We start from the raw sequence: 23,197 nt of genomic DNA, 5'->3' as shown, positions 1-23,197 counted from the left end.
GATGAACGCGTCACACACCCTGGTCCGCGGGCACTGCTGCGACACCTGCGGTAACCCGCAGCTCTCCCGGAACCTGTGGTGGGTCGGCAAGCTCATGACCGAGCGGGACCTCACCGATGAACAGAGTTACCAGCTGGGCAAGATCACCCGGCACAACCGATATCTCCACGGCCTCGGCATAGTCTGCGGGCTGGACGTCCACGAGCACCCGAACCCCGCCTGCCGACCCGACTATCTGGTGGTGTCACCCGGGGCCGCCCTCGACTGCTGCGGCAACGAGATCCTGCTGACCCATGAGGAAGTCGTACCGATCCGCGAGCTCGTCCTCGACCAGTGGGTCGCCGACCACCAGGACGAGGAAATGACCGGGCCGCACCGGGTACAGCTGTGTCTGTCCTACCGCGAATGTCTGGGTGAGGATGTGGAAACACTGCTCGACTCGTGCGGCTGCGGCGAGGCGACGTGCGACCACTCGTCCTGCCGGCCCAGCCGGGTCCTCGACTCCTACCGGTTCGGGGTCGTCATCGACGCGCCGTCGGCGGCTCCGCCGCTGCCGGCCGCGTTGAACTGGTCGTCCACCCTGGCGGTAGCGGGAACGGTCGGTTTCGCCGTCGACGCGGCCGGAGACCGGGTCTATGTGCTGACCGAGACCTCGTTGCTGGTGTTCGCCGCGGGTACCGGTGCCGTCCTGTCGGTGGTCCCGCTGCCCGCCGTCGGCCTCGCTGTCGCCGTCTCCCGCACCGGCCACCGGGTGTATATCGCGGTCGCGGATACCGCCGAGGTGCTGGTTCTCGACGCGAGCGACCTCAGTACGGTCGTCGCGCTCGAGCTGACGACTGCGCCGACAGCAGCGGTGCGGCTCGCGTCCCGGCCGGACGGCGGCCTGGTGGCCCTCGATATCGGCGGCACGACAGTGCACGCCTGGTCGGCTGCCGTCGATACCGGTGCGGACTCGTCGACGGCGCTGGAGGGCAGTGCGGCGACCGGGGCCGACCCGCGCGGGGTCGCGGTGCTGTCGGACGGCGTCGGCTGGGCGGTGGGCTGCGGCGACGGCACGGTGCAACTCGTCGATGCGACCGCCCCCGGTACCCCGCACACCGTATCCCTCGCCGGTGCACTACTCGTTGCGGCCGTGCCCACCGTCGGAGAAAGCCGCCTCCTGGTGGTCGATGCGACAGCGCGCACCGCACAGCAGTACACCGTCGACCTGGCCGCGGGGACCTTGACGGCGGTGGGACATCCCGGCACTACCGTCGATGCCCCAGTTGCGGTAGCTGTTGCCGGCAGCGCCGCGTGGGCCGTCCTCGCCGGGGAGCGCGACGGTGACGGCGCCGGTACCGCCCGCGTGCTCGATCTCGTGGCGATGGGGACCGGGCCCGCGTCCGCCGGACCGGCCGAGGTCGTCGGCGACGGACCCATCGGGGTCGCCATCGACCCGGTCGGGTCGCGGGTGCTCGTCGGCTCGACCGGTGGCGCGGTAGCGCCCGCGGTTGCCGGTGTCGCGGTGCTCGCGGTATCGGCGAACGATTGCGGGGCGAGTCTGGGGGAACGGGCGTGTCCGGACTGCGACGGTGGCGACTGCCTCGTGCTGTCGACGGTGGAGTCGTGGACTCCTGGCGATCCGTACTCGGACACCGTTCTCACCGGCGCGGACCGGGTGTTGCTGCCCAGTGTCGCCCAATTGACCGCCGCGGTGCACTGCCTGCTGAGCAGGCCCGCTGCCACGGGTGAGCCGGGCCCGGTCGGGCCGGCCGGGCCGCAGGGCGAGAAGGGAGCTACCGGCGACACAGGGGAGAAGGGCGACCCCGGAGCGAAGGGCGATAAGGGAGATCCGGGCGGCCCAGGCCAGAAGGGCGATAAGGGGGAGGAGGGTGACAAGGGGGAGAAGGGCGATTCCGGTTCGCAGGGGCTGCCCGGTCCACCCGGCGAGACCGGTGAAGCCGGTCCACCCGGTCATTTCCCCCTTATCGAGCTGCCGCGGATCGTGGCTCTCTCCTGGGAGCACCGGGGGATCGTCACGTCCGACGAGGCCGTTCACCGCTTCAAGCGGCGGGGTTTGATCGTGGCGTTCAGCGAGCCGATGGATCCGCGAACGCTCGATTTCATGTCGGTGGCCGTGTATGTGCGGATGCCCGCCGAGACCTACACCGAGCTCGGATACCACTGGGTGGGTCTGTACCGCGAACCGCGACCGGTCTTCGTCGATGCCCAGTGCGGTGACGTGATCGATCAGTGCCGTACGGATCCGCCGGTGGACAATGTCACCGGGGTGTGGATCGAACTCGGGCGCTCGGCCCCCAACGGTGTGTACCGCGTGGTGCTCGACGGTGATGCGATTCTGTCGCTGCGCGCGGGCACCCGTATCGACGGCAGCTTCGGACCGCTTGCCCTCGACGGCAACCACCCCGGTCCCGGGCTTCCGGCACGTTGTCCCACCGGCGACTTCCTCGAGGGCGGCCGGTTCGAGAGTTGGTTCGTACTCGGGAGGTCTGACCAGTGAGCATCCTCGATATGACCCGGATCGGCTCCAGGGCATCCGCGACTCGAGCGCACGGTGGCGGATGCGAATGTCCGGCGTGCGCCGGGCTACGTACATTCGTGCGCCCCCGGTTCTTCGCCGGGCAGCTGCTCACCGATACCGAGCTCACCGCGCTGTCGACTTACCTGACCGAGAAGGACCGGCTACACAACCGGTATCTGCACGGGACCGGCGTGGTCTGCGGCCTCCAGGTCGAATGCGACGAGTGCGGGCCCGGCGTCCGGTTGCGCCCGGGCTACGCGATCGACCCCTGCGGAGCCGATATCGTTCTCCCCGAGAATATCTCGGTGAATGTGGTCGATCTCGTCGACACGTGTACACGCCGCGAGCGGGCCGCCGACTGCGATCCGCCCCGGGCCCCGCAGGTGACCGGCTGCGCGGAAAAGGAGCAGTCCTGGTGCCTGTGGGTCAGGTACGTCGAGAAACCGGGTCGGCCGGTATCCCCGCCCGGGGGCAACGTAGGTGATTCTCGCGGCTGCGGGTGCTCCGGCGATTCCTCCGCCGGCTGCGGGTGCGGGTGCGGCGGCCACCCGGCCGGTGGATCGGGCGCGCCGTGCGGGTGTTCCGGGTCGGCCCGCGATCTGTGTTCGTGCACGGAGGCAGCGCGTCCGGCCCGCCATGTCCCGGCCGACTGCGAGCCCAGCCGGGTCAGCGAGCTCTACGAGTTCGGTGTGGCCGGCCGAGATGGCGGATGCTGCGATGAGTCGTTGCCGGATCGGTTGAGCGGTACGTTCCCGTTGAAGGTGGTCGAATGTATCGAGCATCTGCGACCGGTGCTCAGCCGGGGAATGACAAAGGCCATGCAGATTGCCGCTCTCTCCCTGGTGTTCGGCGGGAAGGTGCAGCCCGGTGATATCGCCCGGGATGCGATCTGCACCCTCTACCAGAACGTGGTCGAGCTGTATCGGCGCGACCCCGTGCACACCGAATGTGTACTACCGCAAGAGCTGTGGACCGTGGACTGCTCGCCGTTCGACGAGGCGACGGAGACACCTCAGCAATACCAGCGGCGGATGCTCGCTGCATTGGAGGCGCTGCTCCAGCTGGTGCTGATATATCTGCGCGACTGCCTGTGCTTCGCTCTGCTGCCGCCGTGTCCGCCGGAAACGTGCGATGACCGCGTCATGCTCGCCTGTGTCACCGTCCGGGACGGCCGCGTGGTGCGTGTCTGCAACCTCAGCTGCCGCAGGTACGCCGGCTCGTTCGTCAATCGCGAGTATTGGATGCCGCTCGGGCCGGTACTCGGCTGGCTCGCCGCACTGGTGTGCTGTTTTCCGTTGCCTACCCGGCGCATCGTGCCGCTTCCACACGACCAGGATGCGAACGGGCGGGATTTCGGCCGGCAGCCCGCCGGCGGCGGCGTACTGGGACGGTACACGGCAGTCCTCGCGGCTATCCGATCCGACGACTTCGCGCTACCGATCCTGTGGCGGGCGCGGGCCGGTTCGGTTGTGCGCCGGTGGCATCCACTGAACCGGCTGCGGCGGGCCGAAGCGGTACTGGCCGCCGAGAAGGGCACCATCGCGCTGGCACCGCTTCTACACACCGACGCGGCTGTGGCGCATGCGGCGCTGCGGCGCCAGGGTATCGAGGTCGAAGTCGTGGAGGTCGATGATCGCGCCCGAGCGGGAGGTTTGGACCTCGTGCCCCGCGTGGCCAAGGGGGAAACCGCCACCCTGTACACGCTCGGCGCCACGGTAGTCGGTGTCAGCGGGCCGCGGCCGATCTTCGGCGAAGCCGGGGAGGGATCGTGACCGCCCCGCGGATCGCCGGTCTCGATGTGCAGCGCACACGGTACTTCGAGAACCAATACCTCACCACCGCCGACTTCCAACTGGCCCAGGACTACCACCGGCGGACCCTCGGCCGCCACGAAATCGGTGCGCACACCTGGGGGATCATGGTCGGTCTCGACCTGGTCGAGACACCCGACCCGGTCGATCCCACGCTCGTCGACGTCCACCTGACACCCGGCGTGGCCACCGACGGGTACGGCCGGCAGCTCGTCTCGTTCTCCCGCATCCTCGTCGACCCCGCCCTCTTCGACGCATTCGTCGACGACGCGCACCGCAGCCTGTGGATCGAGTACTACGAGACCACCGCCCGGCCGAGCGAGGACGGTTGGGCCGACTGTGCCGACGGCGGACAGACCCGCACGATCGAGACGTTCCGGCTGCTCGTCGACCCGGTCGATACGACAGCCGACGTGATCGTCGAAGGCGTGATCGCTGCGCCGCCGGATACTCCCGCCGACACTTCCGTTCCCTACCAGGAGATTCCGCCGGAGCCCCCGGTGGGCCGCTGGCTGGTGCGTCTCGGCACGGTGCGATGGGACGGCGGGCCGCGCCGGCTGCGACCCGCGGCGCCGGGGCGGCTCGCGGAGGGTCGGCGGTACATCGGATCCATTGCTTCAGAGGTGCTCGCCCCGGACGACACCCTGCGCGTGGCCCGGCGGACCCCGACCAGCGTGGACGACGCGGACTTCGCTCGGTTCGAAGGCCGGCTGCGGGTGCAGGGCCGGATCAACGCCGAGCGCGAGCTCTGGCTGGAAGGTGACGCCTTGCGGTTCACCTACGATGCCGGCGCCGATGAGGGTGTCCCGATGACACTGGCCCGCGACCGGGACGGCGCCGGGCACCGGCTCCACCTCCAGCTCGGTACGGCGGCCGCGGCGACGACGACGTTCGCCATCAGCGCGGGCACGCCTTCGACGACCGCGCTCGAGGTGCGCACCGACGGCCGGGTCCGAATGCCGTCCGGGCCCTTGGCGATCGGTCCGGCCGCGGACCAGGAAATCGAACTGTCCTCGCCCGCATACGGAATGGGTACCCAGCGCCCGGCGGCCGGCGCAACCGGAACGCTGTACCTGCGGAGTCCGCAGCGGTTCGCCTGGTACACCGGCGGTGGGCACGACGCCCAGGAACTGGAACCCGGCGCCGGCGGTACCCGCCGCCTGATGCTCGACGAAGAGGGTTCGCTCGACTTCGGATCCACCACACATCAAATGCTCAAACTGTGGTCCGGCGGCGGTGGCGGCGCCTACGGGATAGGCGTGCAGCCCTACACGCTCTACTTCCGCACACATTTCGATATGGCGTGGTTCCGCGGCGGGTCGCATATCGACCAGCGCGGCAACGCCGGCGGCGGCGCGATGATGATGCATCTCGACGAGTTCCGGCTGTCGGTGAACGGGGCCGTCACGACCAGGGACAACCTCACTGTCGGTGCCGGAGGCGACGCTGCTGTGGTCACGCGGCACGTGATCGGCAAGCAGGTGGGGTCCGATGCAGCGGATTCTCTCTTCCTCAATTGGGGGACCGGCAGGAGCGTGGTCGTCGGCGCGGGCGGCGCGCCGTCGGTGCTCGAAGTCAACGGCCCGCTGCGGGTTCGCGGCGTCGGCCCGGGGTCGGTCGAAAGCGTGGTCAAGGTCGTGACCAGGGAAACGGAGGTGGTGAATGCGTCATCCGGGGCGGTGGGCCGACCGGGGCTGTGGTCGGTTTTCTGGGTCGGTGAATTCGACGAGATCCAGGACGCGTTCGTGGTCCTGAACGGCTTCAGCCTCGCCGACCACGTGTACAACCCGACCCCGGGGCACTGGCCTCACGCCGGGGCGATCCCGCAGCACGTGTGGGCGAGGTTGATCGGGTTCGACACGAACAAGGCATGGGGCGATGCATTCTGCGCGGAATCGGACGGGAAACTCGAGAAGGACAACCGGACGGTCATCACCGTGGTCGCGATCGGAAGGAAATTCACATGACGTCGATGGAGTTGCGGCTCGCGGAACTGCGTGCGGAACTGGCCACGGGTGAGCGAACACTGGCCGAACTCGACCAGCGGCGCGAGCAGCTGGTCACCAGTATGTTGCGCATCTCCGGGGCGGTGCAGGTGCTCGAGGAGCTGGCCGGTGCCGGGCGCGAAACCGCCGAATCGGAGGTGCCGTCGGAACCCGAGCCGGTGGGCGCAGTGAGCCGGGAGTGAGGCATGACCGCCGCGACGGTCGGCAGAGTCGGGATCCGGGCGTCGGTGCCACGGACGCTCGGCGATCCGGCCACGCAGCGGCTGCAGTCTGCCCTCGGGGCCCCGCTGACCGACGCGGTGCCGGCCGCGTTCGCTCTGCTCGAGCAGGTGGATCCCGGCGCCTACTGGGTCCTTCGTGCGGTACTCGTGGATGTCCGGATTCCGGCCACCGAACCCGATCCGGCACGATCCGCGGCGCGGATCGCCCGAGCCATGGTGGCTGCCGTCGAGCGGGTGGTGCGCTGTGGTCCCGCACCCGATGCCGTGCGGTTCGGTGGGCGGGCCGCCTACGTCGCGGCGTATATCGGCATCGTGCTCGACGGCGGCACCGGCGGTTGGGTATTCGACCGATTTCGCATGCTCGGCGGGCTGCCGGCACCCGACGCCGTGGTGGCGGCGGCGCGAGCCGTCGAAACCGATCTCCTCACTGTGGTCGACGCTCTCGTCTCGGCTGGCCACTGGACGCGGCTGATCACCGCGGCTCGGGCCGCCGAACTGACGCGGCTCGAGGCCGCGATCGGTCGGGAAGTGCTCGGCCCGGCCGGTGCGGCGGTTCGCTCGACGGTTCGGAATATCCGGTGGCACGGCTCGACCGGTGCCGAGGCCGCAGGGTGGGCGCGACCCGCGGTCGAACGACGGTTGTGGCTGCTCGGTGAGGTGTCGGCCGCCGGGCTCACCGGCCCGGCGGCTGCCGCCGCGGTCTGGTCCGCCGAACCGGTACCCCCGGCCGGGGCGCCGTCCGTGACTGTCGCCAGCTCGGATACCCCGCCGGCTCGGGTACCGCTCGCGGAAGGACCGGGGCCGGATCGGGTCGGTGGTCAGCTATCTCACCCGGAGGAAATCGTGCAGCCGCTGATACCCGCCCAACTGTCCGCACCCGGAGCGGCCGCCTTCCTGCTCGTCCCCGACCTCGAGGATCTGCTGTCCGTCGCGGAACCCGGCGCCGACCTGGCCGGTAACTCCCGCGCTGCCGGCGACGCGCGGGCATTGCTGCTGGCCGCGGTTCTCGGCCGCGATGTGCGGGCCGAGGATGCCGCGGTCCGCCTGGCCGCCGGCGCGGAGCCGCATCGCCCGGACGGTAATGGCGACGATCTCCGCCAGTTGCTCGACGGCCTGGGTGGCTGGCCGGCCGCCCTGGATGCCGACGAGGTGTTCGGCTGGAAACATCCGGGCGATACCGCGTGGTTCGCCGCGTTGACAGCACACCACGAGCGGTTGGTCCCTGTTGCCCATGCTCTGCTGCGCCGGTTCGCTGCCCATCTCCCCGGATTCGGCCGGGCCGGTGCGGCATACCTCACCGAACGCACGCTCCCACTCGGCGGTTCGGTCCGGCTCGACGAAGACGTCGTGGTGGTCGAGTTGCCGCCGCCGCCCCTGCACGTCCTGCTCGGACTCGCGGGCCTGGACGCGTTCACCTATTGGTGCCGGTGGCTGGATGTCCCGGTGGTCGTCGTGCACGAGGGTGACTGATGCGGGCCGCGGTCGAATGGGTCGCGTCCGCGCTGCTGGCCGCGTGGGAGCGGCAGGAAAGCGAAGGCCGCTACCGCGGATCGGACGAATTCCGGGCCTTGCACATCGATCCCGCGGATGCGCTGGCGAGTTGGCGCGCCGCGGCTCTCTGCGACACCCCGTGGCCGGCCGAGCTTGTGGACTGGTTCCGCGAGTGGTCCGGCGCCTGGGCCGCTGCCGACCTGCTCGCACTGGACGATACGGAACGTCTGGTAGCCGCGCTCGCCGTCGCCGTCGAGTGGGAACCGCGGCTCCGGCCCCTGGTGGCCGCGCTCGGTGACGACCCGACGGTGCGCGCGCCGACGGTCGGGCTGGCCGGCGAACTCGCCGGCGCCATCGGGCGGTCGCCGGCCGATGTCCGGCGGGTCTGCGCTGCCGAGGGCCGGCTGGCGTGGTTCGACGTCGTGCGTGTCCTGCCTGTGGCCGGCCGGCCCTCCACGCTGGACAATCAGTTGCTGGCCTCCGCGTGGCTGGTCGGCTGCGGCGACACCCTGCCGGTGCGCTGGGTCCCGGCATCCCCAGGGGTGTTCCCGTGGCCGGAATCCGGATCGGTGGCACCGCTGGCGGTGAGCGGCGCCGACCACGTACAGCATGCCGAGTGCACGGCGTCGGCGCACCACGCCGACCGGGCTGCCCTGGTGGACGAGCCACCGGACGTCGACGTACTCGGGCGGTTGGCCCGCACCGCCGTATCGGCCGGTGCGCCACTCGTCGTCAGCTGCGACCGAACGCCTGATCCATGGCTGGTCGACGGTTGTGAGCGCAGTTGGGCGCTGGGTGTCGGTATCGCGCTCAGCATCGACCGCAGCGCCTGCTGGGTGCCGCCGCCGACGTGGCGACCCGTCACTGTCGATCCGCTGAACGTCCGGCAACGGGCGATTCGCTGGGGCGCGGCACTGGACGGGCTGGGCGTCGCTGCCGAGCGCGGGGATGTGGCGACCGTCGCCGCCGAGTTCCTGCTGGGTGCCGGCGCGATCGACGACGCGGCGCTCCGGGTACAGGCCGCTACTGCCGCCGCCGGGCCGGCCGATCTGGCCGAACTGCGCACCGCCGCCCGGAGGACGATCTGGCGCGATCTGGCCACCGTGGCGCGGCCGGGACCGGCCGGCGTCGGGTGGGATGATCTCGTGGTCGCGCCGCCGGTGCATCGTCAACTGCGTGAGATAGCGGGCGCGATCGGCCACCGGGCCCGCGTGCTCGAATCCTGGGGATTCGCCGATCGGCCCGGTGGCCGGGGATACCACCTGCTGTTCGCCGGACCCACCGGAACCGGCAAAACCCTCGGCGCGGCCGTCGTGGCCGGCGCCGTGGGCCTCGAGCTGTGGGTGGTCGATCTGGCCAGGGTGGTCGACAAATATCTGGGGGAGACGGAGAAACAACTCGACCGGGTCCTGCGGGCGGCCGAGGCGGCGGGCGCGATGCTGCTGTTCGATGAGGCGGACGCCCTGTTCGGCCGCCGCGGTGATGTCCGTGAGGCGCGCGACCGCTGGGCCAATGTCGAGGTCGCCTATCTGCTCCAGCGCATCGAGGACCACGACGGCGTCACGGTGCTCACCACCAATCTGAGCCAGAACCTCGACGACGCGTTCGCGCGGCGGATGAGTCAACGCGTCGACTTCGCGGTGCCGGACGCGGGGCTGCGCCGCCGGCTCTGGCGGATGTCCGTCCCGCCGGCGGCGCCGGTGGCCGACGAGGCGGCTCTGCGCACGGTGGCCGACCGTTTCGAGCTCGCCGGCGGCGCGATCCGGACAGCAGCGCTGAACGCGGCGTACGCCGCTGCCGCACACGAGGAGACGATTGCGCTCGGCCATCTGGTCCGTGCCTCCGTGCAGGAGCTCACCAAGGCGGGGCGCGCACCGACCCGCGACGAACTCGCCGACCTCGCCCCCCTCGTCACGACGGCGCGGAGGGCGATATGAGCGAGCCCGTCATCACCATGGAGGCGGTTGTCGTCCGCGCCCGACGTCCCCGGACCACTCGGCCGGACACCGTCACCCCCGCGGCGCCGGGACTGTCGAACCGTGCAGCGGGCCGCGCCCGCGCCGAGGTCGCAGCACCGGACGAGCCGATCCCGGACAAGTCTCCGTTCGGTGGTTTCGCCTATACGCGCACTGAGCAGGACGAGGAGGAGGTCGAGGTCGCGGGGCGGCCGTCGCCGCCGCGGGTTTCGGTGCCGGACGGCGGGACCACCGCGTCCGCGGAAACGATCGAGCGTGCGGGTATACGCGAGAAGGTCGATCCCGGACCGGTAGCGTCGGCCGCGTCGCCCTTCGGCGGTTTCGCCTATACCCGCACGCGGCAGGACGAGGAAGAGGTCGCGGCTGCTCGAAATTCTTCTCCGACTCGGTCGCCGGTGCGGGACCGAGGGGCGACCGGGCCCGCGGAACCCGCCGGTGCCGCTGCCGTCCCGTTCGAGGCCGGGATCGCCGAAGCCGGCGCGGCGATACCGGGCGATATCGAGACGTCGACCGGGGCGGCGGCCGCGGTGCGGGCGAGACCGGCCGGACCGGCATCGGACACCAGGGCGATCACCGGCCCGTCCGCCGCCACGGTGCGCAGCCCCGAGGACCTCATGGCGGCGGTGCGCACGGCCGCAGCGGCACTCCCGCACGAAACACCTTCGGCGGTACCGCTGTCCGCCGTGTACGAACCCCGGCTCGCCGCGGCGCGGGCTCGGGCGACCCGGCCGCGGCAGATCGGTGGGGGTAGGCGGATTCCGCTGCCGCGACCCATCGACCCGATCGAAATCGACCCCGTTCCCGAAGCGACCAAGGTCATTACCGATGCGCTCAATGCGCGGCTCCCGGAACTGGCCCTGCCGGCGCTGGAGCCGATGCCGGACGGTACCCGACCCCGGCTGGCCGGGGCCCCGAAGGCCGGCCCCGATGAACTGGCGGTCGAGGTGCCGGCGAGCCAGCCCGGAACGGGCAGTGCCACGGTCAACGCGGCCGAAGCCGCACGGGCGCGGGCTGCGGTCGCCGCGGCGGCCACGACCCCTGTCGCGACTGTTCCCGCGGCCGTGCCGATCGAGCCGCCTGTGCTGATCGACTTCCGGCCCCCGCCCCCGCCGCCGCTGCCACCAGCTCAGGCGCAGCTCGAGGTCGGCCAGACTCTCCGGGTCCTGTCGATAGTGCTCGCCACTGTCCCGCAGCGAGCCGGCCATATCGTGCAGGCTGTCCGCGCCGCGGCCTTCCCGCCCGCCCGGATGGCGAATCACCTCGAGGAACTGACCGAACCTCTGTATAAGGCAGTACAAGCCGATCTCACCACGAAGATGGATCAGCTGCGGGATGCTGCCCGCATCGCGCCTGCCGTTCTCGCCGCCGCGGTCGAACAGCGGCGCCATGAACTCGAGGCCCATCTCGAGCATGTCGCGACCGAGGGCGAACTCGCCGTCACTCGGGCGAGCGCGGCACAGGCCGCTGCGGCACAGCGGGCGAACGCCCGGATCGAGGCCGCCCGCTTGCGCGACGAAGCACGCCGTGTGCAACGTCTCCGGCTGGCGCTGCACAGCCGGAAACCCGAACTGGTGGAGGAGTTGGTCGCCCAGCGGATCGCCTATATCCATCGTGACGTCGGCCGAGGGGTTGTGGCGATCGAGGCGGCCGCTGCCCGTCGCAAGGAGCTGATCGAGGGTTACCGCGAGGAATACCGCGACGCCTACCGGCGGGCCGACGACGATTTCCAGGCGCGGCTGCCTACCGAGCCCCGGCGGCCCGCGAATCTGGGGGAAAACCTGTGGTTCGATGTGGTCGACGACAGGCTTACCGCGGCGATGCGCACGCTCACCGACCGGACGACCGATGACGCAGCGGGCTTGGTCGCGACCCTACGGAATGCCGGTATCAAGGCCGGGGCCGCGGTCCGGGATTGGGCCGACCGGCGATTGCATCGCTCGTTCGTCGCAGACAACGTGCGACTCCAGGCTGTTGCGGACGCGCGCGCCCAGGAGACCGCGATCACCGCCGCCCAGGCACAGGCCGAGCAGAACGCCGTCCGTACTCAGCTCGTCGGGGAGATCCGATTCGCCGCAGCCGCCTACCTGCAGGCACAGCACGAGGCATACGGCGCCGGCGCGGACCGCGCCGGCCGCCTCGACGCCGACCAGATGGCGATCGCGCGGCACTATCTCAGTGCCGGTTCCGACCGCGACCCGATGTCGGCCGTCGCCGGGGTCCTAGTCGGTAGGTACCAGAAGGAACACCATGAGCAACAGACGGCCGAGCTCCGCGAGCAGGTGTATGCGATCAGGCCGGGTAGAGAGGCCGAAGCCAAAGATCTCGCCGCGATCTATTTTCCGGGCGGCGACGGAGCGCTAGGGGTCCGGGCCGACAGACTGCGGCGCGCACTCACGGTGTGGCACGGCACGGCCGAGGAGGAGGTCGTCGTGGCACTCACCGGGGTGGACGGGCCAGCGATGGCCCTGCTGAACCAGTACTACAACATTGTGTTCGGTGAATCGCTACAGCAGCGTATCGAGCAGCAGATGTCGGGTTCCGACCGTGACCAGGCGAGCGGCCTCGCGGGAAACGACGGCTCGGCGACGGCCGCACAGGCGCGGGCCCGCCACGCGCGCGGGGTGATTGCCGACTCGAAGGGCTGGTTGTCCAATGACCCGGGTCGTGCCCTCGACGCGATCCGGGCGCTGCCACCGGGCGAGGCCGCCGCGGTCGTCGACGACCGCGAGACTCGTGCCCATCTCGTCTCCGTCCTCGGTGGTCGCCGCTGGGTCGAGTCGCGTGGCACGGTCACCGAAGACCGTGGCGAAAAGGAACTGCGAATCCTGCTGGACATCAATCGGATGAGCCGGAATCCGGGCGAGTCTCCACCTGGCGCGATCCGTGATCTGCAGGCGCAAGCCGACGCCATCGAGCTCGACCGCTACATCCGCCCCGGAACCTTCGCCGACGCTCCGGATATCGACCGGTTGTTCGCGCGGATCCGTACGTCCGTGCTGGCCGAACCGGGTGCTGCAGCCTGGTCTGCCGAGGAGGTCGACAACGAGGTACGTCGTCGAACGCGCGCGATGGAGAACGCCTACGAGCGCAAATTCGGCGCCGAGCTGCCCACCGGTGGGATCAGCGCGCTGCGGACAGCCATCGCGTGGAACCTGCGCGGCACCCGGCGTGAGATCGCGCTAGACCTGCTCGATGTCGATCGCGCCGGCGAGCGCGCCGCCCGGTTGCAGCGCACCACCGAGGGGCTCTACACCTCCGATTCGGAATTGAACGCCGAACTGGAACGTACCTACCAGGACGCGCTCGCCGAGGTGCGCCGCTCGGAGTCCTGCCGTCGGCAGGTCGAGGAGCGAGCCCAATCTCTCATGGACCGGGACGGCATCACCGACGACGGGCGCCGCCCGGCGGCCGCCGAGATCGAGGCCTATCAGCGCGAGGCGACGGAGGAGATCGCGCGGGAGCTCGCACAGCAGTGGATGAGTGACGTCTCGCGGACGTTCGGCGCCCGCTATGCCGGTCGCTGGGGTGGGAAAGCGCAGGGCGCGCTGCAGAACATGGTCGCTGCCACCACCCAATTCGGCGGCGCGGAAGAGGCGCGGTCTCGGCTGGCAGGCGGCGGCGGGCTCACTGCCGCGCAGTCCGTCCGATTCGGCGTGGTCGGGTGGGGGATGGATCGGGATCCGGTGCTGAGGGCTCTCACCGGTCGGACAAAGCAGCAGATCGCCCGGATCGGCGCCGAGTACATCCGCGAGGTAGACGGCGAAGATATGGTTTCCCGGCTCCGGTCCGAAACCGGCGGTTGGACAGCGGACACGAAATACACTGTCCTCGAACGAGACGCCTTCGACCTGCGTGAGGCGCTGGGCGGCGTGCCGACCACGGCAGCCGAGGAGCTCGCCGCGGCGACTCGGCGTTACCAGTACGAGCGCGACGTGTACTTCAAGAACAACCCCCGAGAGCGGGACAACGCCGTCGGGCCCGAACTCGCCATGCTCGAACGGTCCTATCGGCGGGCGACCGAGCGATACGAAGCCTACGAGAGCGCCGTACGGTCGGGTGATGCGGGCGCGATCCGCCGGGCGGAGGTGTCCGTCCGTGCCGCGCGGGAAGCCACGAACGCCGTGGCCGACCACTACCGCGAGGCCGTCGACGCCTATGTCGACCGAACGGCCCAGATCGTGGCGGCCAGCGCGGCGATCACCGCGGCCGTGCTGGTGACCGCCGCAACCGGCGGCACCGCCGGGCCGGTGGTCCTCGGTCTAGCGGCTTCACTGGCGGGCACGGCCGCAACGGTCGCGACCAAACAGGACATTCTCGGAGCGGCATACAGCCGGCAGGCCCTGACCGACGACCTGATCGTCGGAGTTGTCGACGCCGTTGTCACCGTGCTGACCGCCGGGCTGGGCGATAAGTTACTCCGGGTGATCGAACCGGTCGGTGCGACGAAAGCCGCACTGCGCCGAGCCGCGGCGTTCGCGGCCGAGCAGGTTGTTCAATCGGTGCCGACCTCCGTAACCGCCGCCGCACTCGACCGCGGCACCTGGCAGGGGGACCCGCTGCGAAACCTGGCCACCTCGGCCGGGATGGCAGCACTGGTCGGTATCGGTGTGGGCGCCGCCGTACACGGCGTGATGAAGTACGCCCCCAAGGCGTTGGGTGCCGCCGTGGACACGATCCGCGCCCTGCGCTCGGGTTCGGGGGCCGATATCGCGGCCGATCGGGTGCTGCTGCGCTCGACCTCGGAATCGCTCGCGGCCGGAGTTGTATCGCACGACCTGTCGGCGCGCCGCGGATCGCCGGTCGAGCGGCTGGCGGCCCGGCGGGAGTATCTGCGCAGGTTCCCGGACCGCACCCCGGCAGATTTCGATCGCGCGCTGGCCCGGGGCACCGCGGATGCCGTCGCGAGTGCCGAGGCGGTACGCGAGGTGCGTCGCGAGATGATGCGGCACTTCCTGTCCGGTATCCCCGCTGCCGAGCGCGGCCGGTTCGTCGATACCCCGATCATCGTGCTGCCCGATGTGGAGTTCACGGCCCGCACGGGCAGCGAATTCCGTGGCCACGCTGTCACTCTGGTCGTGGCCGGCGAGCCTGTGGTGGTGCTACGGGAGGGTGCGCCGCTGTCCGCGCTGCGCGAGGAAGGTAAGCACGCTCGCCAGATTCGCGACGTCCTCAACGCCGAGCGGGTGGCTCTGCTCGACGAGCGCCGCCTGGCGCAGTGGGCGTCGACCTCCCTGGAGGACCGGGCCGCGGCGTGGCACGCCAAGCTCGATCTGGAACTCGAGGTGCAGTCACGGCTGATGTCGGAGTACGACGCGGAACTGTCCCGGCCCGGCCTGACCACCGAGCGGGCCGCCGACCTCGTCGACCGCTTCGAGGACGCGCGGGCCGCGTTCGATGTGCTGTCGGAGCGCCGCGGCATGCTGCTCGACCTCGACGCCGGCGATTTCGACCGCATCCGCATCGGCGACCTCGACCCGCCACCTTTCCTGGCCGAGGTGCCCCGGCTCTTCGCCAAAAAGGCGCCGACCGCTGAGGAGTTCGGTGTCCGGATGGTCGGTCCGGAGCGCGTGTTCCGCGGAAAGGTAATCACCGAGGGGTCTCGGCGGTCGAGGTGGGTGCAGGTGTACGACGACTTCGGGAACGTGGTGGAGAAGTACGAGGAGCGCTTGGGTGAGCGGGGCTGGGTCAGGTCCGGTCGGACGAGCCGGTGGGCCGGTGGCGTCGCCGAGCTCGCGATGCGAATGGAGAACGCGCGGCCTGCCGGCGGCAAGGGCGTGAAGCGGGTGCAGCTCGACGCCCAGACCCCGCAGGGCTGGGGTTTCGACGACGTGATAATCGAGACCCGGCGGTCGGGCGGCGTCGTGCACGCGAAGATCATCGTGGGCGAGGCCAAGCACTACACCGGCTCGGTCAACGACTTCAGCGCGATCGACAGTAATTTTCGGAAGAACCTGAAGCGGGTCCGCGACCGCCTGATCGAGCTGCTCCGTACGGATACGTTCATGGCGGTGGGCCTCGACGAGACCGAGGTCCGTGCGGCGCTCGAGGCGGTCGACGAACGGCGCGTGCAGGTCGAGGTGCGTGCCGGCCAGAGCACGCGTATCGCGGCGGGGACGCTCGAGGCTATCCAGACTCGGCTGCGGTCGTTCGGCAAGAACATCTCGGTGGTCCGCGGCACGGATATCGCCCGGGAGAGCATCGCGGAGGCAGAGCACTGGTGGGCCACGGTGGAGCGCTACCGGTTGGGTGGCACCGAGGGAATGGCCGAATCGGACGCCCGACTGTTCCGCGAGTTGGCGCGGCGCCCGACCGGCGTCACACCGGACTCCATCGCGACGGCCGAGGCCGTGATGCTGGCTCTCCGGGCGCAGAAGAGCCCGATCGCCGACGGCATCGAGTGGGAGCCCGGTGGGCGCTACCTGGTCGACGGCGAGGGCCGGCCGTTCGTCGTCGATATCGTGCGAGGAGAAAAATTTGACGCGGAGGACGTGGCGCACCGCATTCTGGCGCTCGCCGACCAGACTCCGCCCGGCGCGTCCGCCTCGGCGCTGGCGCGAGTCATCGTCTCCTGCGAGCAGCTGACCCCCACCCAAGCGGCCCAACTCCAGCATGCACTGTCCCGGCAGGCGAAGGCCGGGAACCGCCGGGCCGCTCTGGACCGCGTGCTGGCGGTGGCAGTCCAGGGCGATGCGAAACCCGGGAGTTCACGATGACCGCCGGCGCCGCCGCACGGACGTGGGTGGTTCGGCCCGAGGTCCCGTTCCGTGCCGTGCATGCCGCACTACTCGGTGCCGGGTGGGTCGGCGGCCCGGTCACCCTTTTCCCGCCGCTGGTGCGTGACGAACCGGAGGTGGCCCGCTATCGGCGTGCCGGAGAAGTTGCCACCTATGAGCTCGATCCCGTCGCATGGTTACGCCTGTTGCATTCGCCGGATTCACCTCCCGGGCTGCCCGTACTGCAGGACGCGGACATCCTCGAGCTGCTGGAATTGCCCGGATCGGATATCGAATCCGCCGAGGGGCTTTTGCGTGGGGTACTGGCCGCGGGAGAATTGCGATTGGCTCGTGCAGTGCCGAAGCTGACCCGTATCCGGTACGGCGGTGTCCCACCCGTGGTCGCCGGTGCGGCAGCTCGATCTCTCACCCGCATCGAGGGCAGCGGGCCCGGGTCTCGGCGGTCTCCGTGACGGACCAGTGACGGCGTGCAGTCATAGTCGATCCATCGAACGTGGAGGCACCATGGCAGCCGGTTTGATAGGAGCCCTGGCGACGAGAGCGGCAGCGCACGCGCCCCTCGTCAAGTTGCTGGGAGGAGTCACCGTCGTCCATGCGTCCGCGAATTGGGGGATGTCCATCGGTGCCGCCCGACTGATCGCATTCTTGGCGCTGCATCCGGGGGCCCATGACCGGCACTACATAGCGGGCACGCTGTGGCCGGACACGCCCGAATCCCGTGCCGCAGGTAATCTGCGCTCGGCGCTGTGGCGCCTCAATGCGCTACCGGTGTCCTTGGTCGATGCCGATCGGTGCTGGGTTTCGTTGCAGTCCCATGTCCTTGTCGATGTCCGATTGTTGTCGGATTGGGCGGCACGGGTGATCAGCGGCGATCGCACCTCCGACGATTTCACGCACACCGCGTGGGACGTCGCGTGCGTCGATCTGCTGCCCGGCTGGCCCGATGACTGGCTGGTCCTCGAACGCGAGCGCATCCGTCAACGACTTCTCCACGGGCTAGAGTGCATGGCCCGAGAACTCATCCGCCTGGGCCGCAGTGCCGAGGCCGTCGAGGTGGCTCTCGTCGCCGTCAATGCCGACGTCCTTCGCGAGAGCGCGCAGCGCATTCTGATCCAAGCGCACCTGGCCGAGGGGAACCGTTCCGAGGCGCAGCGCTGCTACCTCGAGCACCGCGAATTGATCGCCCGTGAGCTCGGCGTGACGCCCTCGGACCGCCTCACCGCTCTGGTGGCTCCCGCCGACATCGGTGCCCGTCGATCCCCGACCGATCGGCGCGGTAGGTTTCGGCCGTCACGTACCGGACAAGGCCCGGGGCCTCGCAGGTCTCGGGGGTAGCCCATGTTTCATGGTGGACCGAGACGCCTCGACTTCCGGGGATAGCGAATGCACAGCATCCGGCCCGTCGACACCAACGGCCGCGTCGTCGACAAAGCCATCGTCGGAGCCCTCGACCGGCATCCCGGAGATCTGCTGTCGTGGCAGGTCACCGGGGGACTGGTTCTGATCACTCGCCCCGGTGCAGATGATGATGGAACGCTTCGGTCTGACGGTCACGGACCTCGGCACCGGATCGCTGGCCGAGGCCGCTCGTCTCGCACCGACCTTCGCCGAGTTCATCCCGGTCGCGATCGACCGGATGCCCGCGGGCCGCACCCGCGACCACTGCTGCACCTACTGGAACAAGATCATCGCCCAACCCGGCTGGGTGAACGGCGACTCGACGAACCCACCACCGCCGAACGGCAGGTGCTGTGTGAACAGATCCGCGCCGGCCGGGTGATCCGCCGCTCCGATCGTGGCGGCAACGAAGTCGGGCGCCACGTCATCGATGCGCTGCGCAAGCTGTACAGGCACGCCGAAGACAGCCGACTCACCGGTAACGACTCCGAATTGGACAGCCTGATCCTGCGCCTGCACACCCAAACCGCCTGCCGCCGCGCTGGGGCATTGGCCCTGCGACCGCAGGATCTCGATCCGGTGCAATCGGTGATCCTCCCGCGGGAGAAGGCGGAACACAGTTGTGGCAACCGATCTCACCGACCCTCATGCAAGCCCTGTGCCGCCACGCCGAACAATGCGGTGCGCCCGCCTCGGGTCCACTGCTGCGCGCACGCAACGGCAACCCGATCACCCGCCGACGCTACAACCACCTGTTCGAACGCCTCGGTAAACACCTCCCCTGAGCGCACACCCACGGCACCTCGATCCACTGGCTGCGCCACACCACCATCACCTGGGGAGTACACGTTTTCTGAACACCAGAGCAGAGCAGCGACAAGGCAATCTCGGTCCGGATTCGGACTTCCTCGCAGTGTCCAGAAGAGGATCGGTTTTTGAACGAGGAATTTGGAGTGCACCGAGCGTCGGGGGCAGCGCGCGGTGCCAGGTTCGTACCTGGCCGATCCACTTTGTCGGGCTGCGTACGGGCCAACCGTGAGTATCTGCGCCGACGTCGCGTCCTGGCGACCATCGCGAGCCCGGCCGATCAAGCCGGGCACCGCCCCCGGCGCGGCTCGCAAGGCGGCTGGCCTCTGGCGTTCGACACAGTGATTTACCGGGATCGCAACACTGTCGAGCGCTGTATCAACCAGCTCGAACAACATCGGCCGTGGCGACCCGGTCGGAATGAGCGCGAGAGTACGTCCACGGCAAGGGGTCTTCTCGAAATTCGCTGATGCGGCGTCAGGCCGGCGAGTCCGTTCGCCGGAGGTGTTCGAGGACGAGGCTGCGGACGGGTTCGATGTCGGCCAGGAGGCTGTGTCCGGCACCAGGGAGAATCACCGTGTGGGCCCCGGCACGCCGCGCGACATCCGCGGCCGCCTCCGCATCGTGCACCTCGCTCGCCCCGGCCAGTGCGACGAGGGTCGAGACCGGCAGGCGCGTCAGCCCATCCGGCAGGTGGGGATAGACGATCGGCGAGGCCGGGAAGTGCGCGGCTCCGTGAGCGAGCAGGTCGAGGTAGGCCTCCAGGTGCGCCGGCCCGCTGCCGGGGGTGCCCGGTGCCAGCGCCGCGCGGGCGTCCTCGAATGTCGGGTGCAGGTCGCGGTTCCGGCCCAGCTCCTCGAATTCGGGACTGAGCCCGGCGAAGACCAGGGGCGGATCGAGCAGGACCAGCCGTCGCACCCGTTCGGGATGGGCGAGCGTGAACCGGAGCGCGAGGTGACCGCCCAGGGATTGGCCGCACAGGTCGGCCCTGGATAGCCCGAGAAGGTCGAACGTTTCCGCCAGCCAGTCCACGAGATCGTCCATGCTGGTCAAAGCCGCGCCGGTGTGTCGACTGCGGCCCGGCTCGCCCATGATGTCCACGGCCCGCACACGATGCTCCTCGGCCAGTGAACCGACGACCGGATACCACATCCCGGACGTGCCACTGTATCCGTGGAGCAGGACCAGCGACTGTGCTGCGGACGGGCCGGCGGAAGTGACCCGTGTCGTTCCGTACTTACCCGGAAGATCTGCCGTCTCGACCGGTACCGGCCAGTGTGCCAGCACCGCGTCGTAGGCCCCGAAATATGCTGCCTCCAGCTCAGGGGCGGCGAATGCGCTCATCGCGCACTCCCCAACTCGAATCGGCGGCGCTCACCCAGCAGGAGCAGGGCATACGGTGCAGCGTAACCCCCTCTACTCGACTGGTAACGGTCCTCAATGGGTGCTTCAACCTTCCTCGGCAGGGATCTCCGGTCAGCCATTCTCACCACTTCCTTTTTCAAGTCAGCTGTATTATGTCAGGTGTATGGAGTCAGATGGAAGGGGTTCGCGTGCCCAAACAGGTCGATCACCGAGAACGTCGCCAAACCATCGCGCGCGCCCTGTGGCGAGTAGTGGAACAACAAGGTTGGACCCGAGCGACGATGCGTGAGATCGCCCGCGAGGCGGACGCCTCCCTCGGACAGGTCCAGCACTATTTCAGCTCCCGGACAGCGATGCTCGTTTTCGCTATGGAGTTCGCTTCCGAGCAGACCTCACGGCGCGTCACCCGAAGCCTCGACCGCCTCGGCTCACCTCCACACCCGCGCGACGTACTGCGAGCGACGCTCATGGAGATGCTCCCCCTGCACCCGGACGCCCGCGCCACCAGCCGTATGAGCGCCGCCTACACCCTCGAGGCGTTACACGACCCAGAGCTACACGAACAGGCCCGCCTCGGACTACACGACGGCAGAGCACTGACCGAACGCCTGATCAGGCAAGCAATCACCGATGGCCATATCCCCTCGGATCGTGAACCGGCCATCGAGACGAACCTCCTGCTTGCGCTGACCGGCTTCACCCCGCTTCTCGACTTCGACGTCATCGATCCCGATGCCGCGCTGACCGCCATCGATTACTACCTCGACAGACTCTTCGACTGCACGTCGCAACATCCCAAGCGGTAGGGGTCCCCGAGATCCACCGACGCATGTCCCGCAAAGGGCGTTCTTGGGCAGAACTCCGGCAACCGTTGTCGCTGACCAGCGATAATTCAGGTCGAATGTGTCCAAGAACGCATCAATTTTTGAACGGTGGTCAGGGCTGCCATTGGTTACCTCTCCTGTCAGGAGGAGAAGGGGGTCCACTGTTCGGCCTGGGGGCAGGCCGGGCAGCGGTCTGCCGATGAGGAGGAGCGGAACGAAGAGGTTCACCTTTCGCCTGAGTATGGGTGGTCTGGTCGAGGCTGTATCGAATTCCGCGTGGCGCCCCACGATGGGATTCACTGACCTGTCGACCAGCTCTTCTCGCCCTCGCCTCGACGAGACGTTGTGCTGCTTCCAGCATCCTTGCGGCGATCTCGCCGCCACCCGGCCTACCCACTGATACCTGCCGCCGCCGTGCTCATACTGTCGAACGGCGGGAGAAGCGTTGGGCGGTAGGACGATTGCACGGACTCGGGATCACTTCGCGGTCAGTTCTGGAATCTATTTGTACAACGCACTACGACAAGATGGGCAACTACGTCTGCAACGCCAACCCGTGGGAAGCCGTGCCCAGCGCGTACTGCAACGCCGTGATGACCCTGGTGCGTGCGCTGCCGCCGACGCCGATCGGCGGCCTGCTCGGCAGCCAGAGCTGACCCAGCGCAGCCGACGCCGGCCGTGAGCGCGGGCAGACCGTCGACGGTGGCCCGCGCGGTCACGCGGGGCCCGTCGCGGGACGCTTTCCGGTGACAGATGCGGGCAACCACCCCGTCGGTGCCGCGGGCCACGGCGCCGGATCTCGGGGTCGGTACAGGTGATAGCCCCGATGTGTGCGCAGCACTTGCGATTCTATGTTCTGCTGTGTGACCGCTACTTTCCTGCTGCGCCGGGTCAGCGCGCTCCTCATCGCGGTGGTGCTGGCCGGTGTACCCACCGCCGCGTCCGCGGAGCCGATTCGTGTCGGCCTGCCCGCACCTACCGGACCGTATCCGGTCGGTAGCACTGATCTGCACCTGATCGACCCGAGCCGGGAAGATCCGTGGGTACCCGGCCGTGTGCGGGAGTTGATGATCACCGTGCGCTATCCGGCGCGGCCGAACACCGAGCCGAAAGCGCCGTACATGGCCGCCGGGGTCGCCGCAGCCGTAGCCGCAACCGATGCCGGCAAACTCGGCGTCGAGCCGAACCTGCTCGACTACCGCTTCCCCACCCACTCCGGAATCGGCGCGCCCGTAGCCGACGGGCGCCGGCCGGTCCTGCTGTACTCGCCGGGGGCGACCTTGTCGCGCTCACACGGCACCACACAGATGGAACAACTGGCCAGCGACGGCTACATCGTCGTGGCGATCGACCACACCCACGAAGCCGAAGCCGTCGAATTCCCCGGCGGACGCGTCGCGCGCAAATTTCGGCCAGCGCCCACCCTCGACGTCTCCAAACGCCTGATCACCACCCGCATCGCGGACACCCGGTTCGTCCTGGACCAGCTGGAACTGCTGGCGGCCGGTGTACACCGCGACGCCGACGGCCGGGCTGTACCGGCTGGGCTGAACACGGCTCTCGATCTCTCCTGCATCGGCATGTTCGGTCACTCCGGTGGCGGATTCACCACCGCCGAGACCATGTTCGCCGACCCGCGCATCAGCGCGGGCGCCGATCTCGACGGCAGCATGGCCTACTCCCAATCCTCCCGCAACTTCGGCCGAGCCGCCGACGAAGGTCTGGACCGACCCTTCCTGCTGATGAGCGCCGGCGACCACAGCCTCGACACCGACGCCTCTTGGCAACAATTCCTCGGCCACCACCGCGGCCCGCTCTGCCGAGTCCACCTGCCCGACGGCGAACACTTCAGCTACACCGACTACCAAACCCTGCTCCCCCGGCTGGGGCACACCACAACAGCCTTCGTCGGCGCCGTCGATCCCGCCCACAGCCTCGCTGTTCAACACCACACACTCGCCACCTTCTTCGACACCCACCTACCCCACAACACCCGCGACGAGAACCGAACAGCAGCACCCGGCTGCCCATGAACCCCGCAAC

Annotated in this window: 15 protein-coding genes; 13 read left to right on the top strand and 2 right to left on the bottom strand. The window is 69.3% G+C overall.

Annotation, left to right across the window (positions count from 1 at the left end; all coding sequences use genetic code 11):
* Position 1: 1 nt before the first annotated feature.
* Genes IEY68_RS36215 through IEY68_RS15350 form a run of 9 tightly spaced genes read left to right on the top strand, consistent with a single transcriptional unit; the run spans position 2 to position 18,095 of the window.
* Positions 2 to 2,500 carry a collagen-like protein gene (locus IEY68_RS36215; RefSeq protein ID WP_058856614.1) on the top strand — a complete coding sequence of 833 codons (2,499 nt, stop codon included), beginning with the start codon at positions 2 to 4 and terminating at the stop codon, positions 2,498 to 2,500.
* Positions 2,497 to 4,293: a hypothetical protein gene (locus IEY68_RS15385; RefSeq protein ID WP_058856613.1), complete on the top strand. Its 1,797-nt coding sequence runs from the start codon at positions 2,497 to 2,499 to the stop codon at positions 4,291 to 4,293. The genes IEY68_RS36215 and IEY68_RS15385 overlap by 4 nt, the downstream gene beginning before the upstream one ends.
* The gene (locus IEY68_RS15380; protein WP_058856612.1) at positions 4,290 to 6,299 is read left to right on the top strand and encodes a hypothetical protein; all 2,010 of its coding nucleotides are present in this window, start codon (positions 4,290 to 4,292) and stop codon (positions 6,297 to 6,299) included. Before IEY68_RS15385 ends, IEY68_RS15380 begins: the two co-directional genes overlap by 4 nt.
* Positions 6,296 to 6,520: a hypothetical protein gene (locus IEY68_RS15375; RefSeq protein ID WP_058856611.1), complete on the top strand. Its 225-nt coding sequence runs from the start codon at positions 6,296 to 6,298 to the stop codon at positions 6,518 to 6,520. The genes IEY68_RS15380 and IEY68_RS15375 overlap by 4 nt, the downstream gene beginning before the upstream one ends.
* 3 nt (positions 6,521 to 6,523) lie before the next feature.
* Complete coding sequence (locus tag IEY68_RS15370; RefSeq protein WP_062997349.1) at positions 6,524 to 8,029, top strand: hypothetical protein; 1,506 nt, start codon at positions 6,524 to 6,526, stop codon at positions 8,027 to 8,029.
* On the top strand, positions 8,029 to 9,987 hold the full coding sequence (locus IEY68_RS15365) for an AAA family ATPase (RefSeq protein WP_062997351.1): 1,959 nt from the start codon (positions 8,029 to 8,031) through the stop codon (positions 9,985 to 9,987). The genes IEY68_RS15370 and IEY68_RS15365 overlap by 1 nt, the downstream gene beginning before the upstream one ends.
* On the top strand, positions 9,984 to 16,739 hold the full coding sequence (locus IEY68_RS15360; RefSeq protein WP_062997353.1) for a hypothetical protein: 6,756 nt from the start codon (positions 9,984 to 9,986) through the stop codon (positions 16,737 to 16,739). Before IEY68_RS15365 ends, IEY68_RS15360 begins: the two co-directional genes overlap by 4 nt.
* The gene (locus tag IEY68_RS15355) at positions 16,736 to 17,212 is read left to right on the top strand and encodes a hypothetical protein (protein ID WP_062997355.1); all 477 of its coding nucleotides are present in this window, start codon (positions 16,736 to 16,738) and stop codon (positions 17,210 to 17,212) included. Before IEY68_RS15360 ends, IEY68_RS15355 begins: the two co-directional genes overlap by 4 nt.
* Before the next feature lie 52 nt (positions 17,213 to 17,264).
* Entirely contained in the window at positions 17,265 to 18,095 is an 831-nt protein-coding gene (locus IEY68_RS15350) for an AfsR/SARP family transcriptional regulator (RefSeq protein ID WP_063916242.1), read from the top strand.
* 336 nt (positions 18,096 to 18,431) lie between these two features.
* Here IEY68_RS15350 and IEY68_RS15345 read toward each other — a convergent pair whose 3' ends face one another.
* Positions 18,432 to 18,743 carry a hypothetical protein gene (locus IEY68_RS15345; protein WP_189094305.1) on the bottom strand — a complete coding sequence of 104 codons (312 nt, stop codon included), beginning with the start codon at positions 18,741 to 18,743 and terminating at the stop codon, positions 18,432 to 18,434.
* A 35-nt stretch (positions 18,744 to 18,778) separates the two neighbouring features.
* On the opposite strand from IEY68_RS15345, the gene IEY68_RS15340 reads away from it, so the two are divergent.
* Complete coding sequence (locus IEY68_RS15340) at positions 18,779 to 18,943, top strand: hypothetical protein (RefSeq protein ID WP_189094304.1); 165 nt, start codon at positions 18,779 to 18,781, stop codon at positions 18,941 to 18,943.
* 499 nt (positions 18,944 to 19,442) lie between these two features.
* Here the strand turns inward: IEY68_RS15340 and IEY68_RS15335 are convergent, their stop codons facing one another.
* Entirely contained in the window at positions 19,443 to 20,309 is an 867-nt protein-coding gene (locus IEY68_RS15335; protein WP_062997361.1) for an alpha/beta fold hydrolase, read from the bottom strand.
* A 194-nt stretch (positions 20,310 to 20,503) separates the two neighbouring features.
* Here IEY68_RS15335 and IEY68_RS15330 point away from each other — a divergent pair, with 194 nt between their 5' ends.
* The 3 genes from IEY68_RS15330 to IEY68_RS15325 all read left to right on the top strand — a co-directional run bounded on the left by IEY68_RS15330 (position 20,504) and on the right by IEY68_RS15325 (position 23,187).
* A complete protein-coding gene (locus IEY68_RS15330; RefSeq protein ID WP_229718799.1) occupies positions 20,504 to 21,136 on the top strand; it encodes a TetR/AcrR family transcriptional regulator in 633 nt (210 codons plus the stop codon).
* 545 nt (positions 21,137 to 21,681) lie between these two features.
* Positions 21,682 to 21,810, top strand: coding sequence for a hypothetical protein (locus IEY68_RS36775; RefSeq protein WP_268241626.1), 129 nt, complete (start codon positions 21,682 to 21,684; stop codon positions 21,808 to 21,810).
* Positions 21,811 to 22,017: 207 nt separating this feature from the next.
* Positions 22,018 to 23,187: an alpha/beta hydrolase family protein gene (locus tag IEY68_RS15325; protein WP_229718798.1), complete on the top strand. Its 1,170-nt coding sequence runs from the start codon at positions 22,018 to 22,020 to the stop codon at positions 23,185 to 23,187.
* Positions 23,188 to 23,197: the final 10 nt, after the last annotated feature.

This window comes from Nocardia jinanensis, assembly GCF_014645735.1.
Taxonomy (GTDB): Bacteria; Actinomycetota; Actinomycetes; order Mycobacteriales; family Mycobacteriaceae; genus Nocardia; species Nocardia jinanensis.
This window is presented reverse-complemented; position numbering and strand designations above follow the sequence as displayed.

What these genes read in the sequence shown, in the direction of transcription:
- IEY68_RS36215 (WP_058856614.1), top strand. Translation starts at nt 2, where the DNA reads ATGAACGCGTCACACACCCTGGTCCGCGGGCACTGCTGCGACACCTGC.
- IEY68_RS15375 (WP_058856611.1), top strand. Translation starts at nt 6,296, where the DNA reads ATGACGTCGATGGAGTTGCGGCTCGCGGAACTGCGTGCGGAACTGGCC.
- IEY68_RS15370 (WP_062997349.1), top strand. Translation starts at nt 6,524, where the DNA reads ATGACCGCCGCGACGGTCGGCAGAGTCGGGATCCGGGCGTCGGTGCCA.
- IEY68_RS15365 (WP_062997351.1), top strand. Translation starts at nt 8,029, where the DNA reads ATGCGGGCCGCGGTCGAATGGGTCGCGTCCGCGCTGCTGGCCGCGTGG.
- IEY68_RS15360 (WP_062997353.1), top strand. Translation starts at nt 9,984, where the DNA reads ATGAGCGAGCCCGTCATCACCATGGAGGCGGTTGTCGTCCGCGCCCGA.
- IEY68_RS15355 (WP_062997355.1), top strand. Translation starts at nt 16,736, where the DNA reads ATGACCGCCGGCGCCGCCGCACGGACGTGGGTGGTTCGGCCCGAGGTC.
- IEY68_RS15350 (WP_063916242.1), top strand. Translation starts at nt 17,265, where the DNA reads ATGGCAGCCGGTTTGATAGGAGCCCTGGCGACGAGAGCGGCAGCGCAC.
- IEY68_RS15335 (WP_062997361.1), bottom strand. Translation starts at nt 20,309, where the DNA reads ATGAGCGCATTCGCCGCCCCTGAGCTGGAGGCAGCATATTTCGGGGCC.
- IEY68_RS15330 (WP_229718799.1), top strand. Translation starts at nt 20,504, where the DNA reads ATGGAAGGGGTTCGCGTGCCCAAACAGGTCGATCACCGAGAACGTCGC.
- IEY68_RS36775 (WP_268241626.1), top strand. Translation starts at nt 21,682, where the DNA reads ATGGGCAACTACGTCTGCAACGCCAACCCGTGGGAAGCCGTGCCCAGC.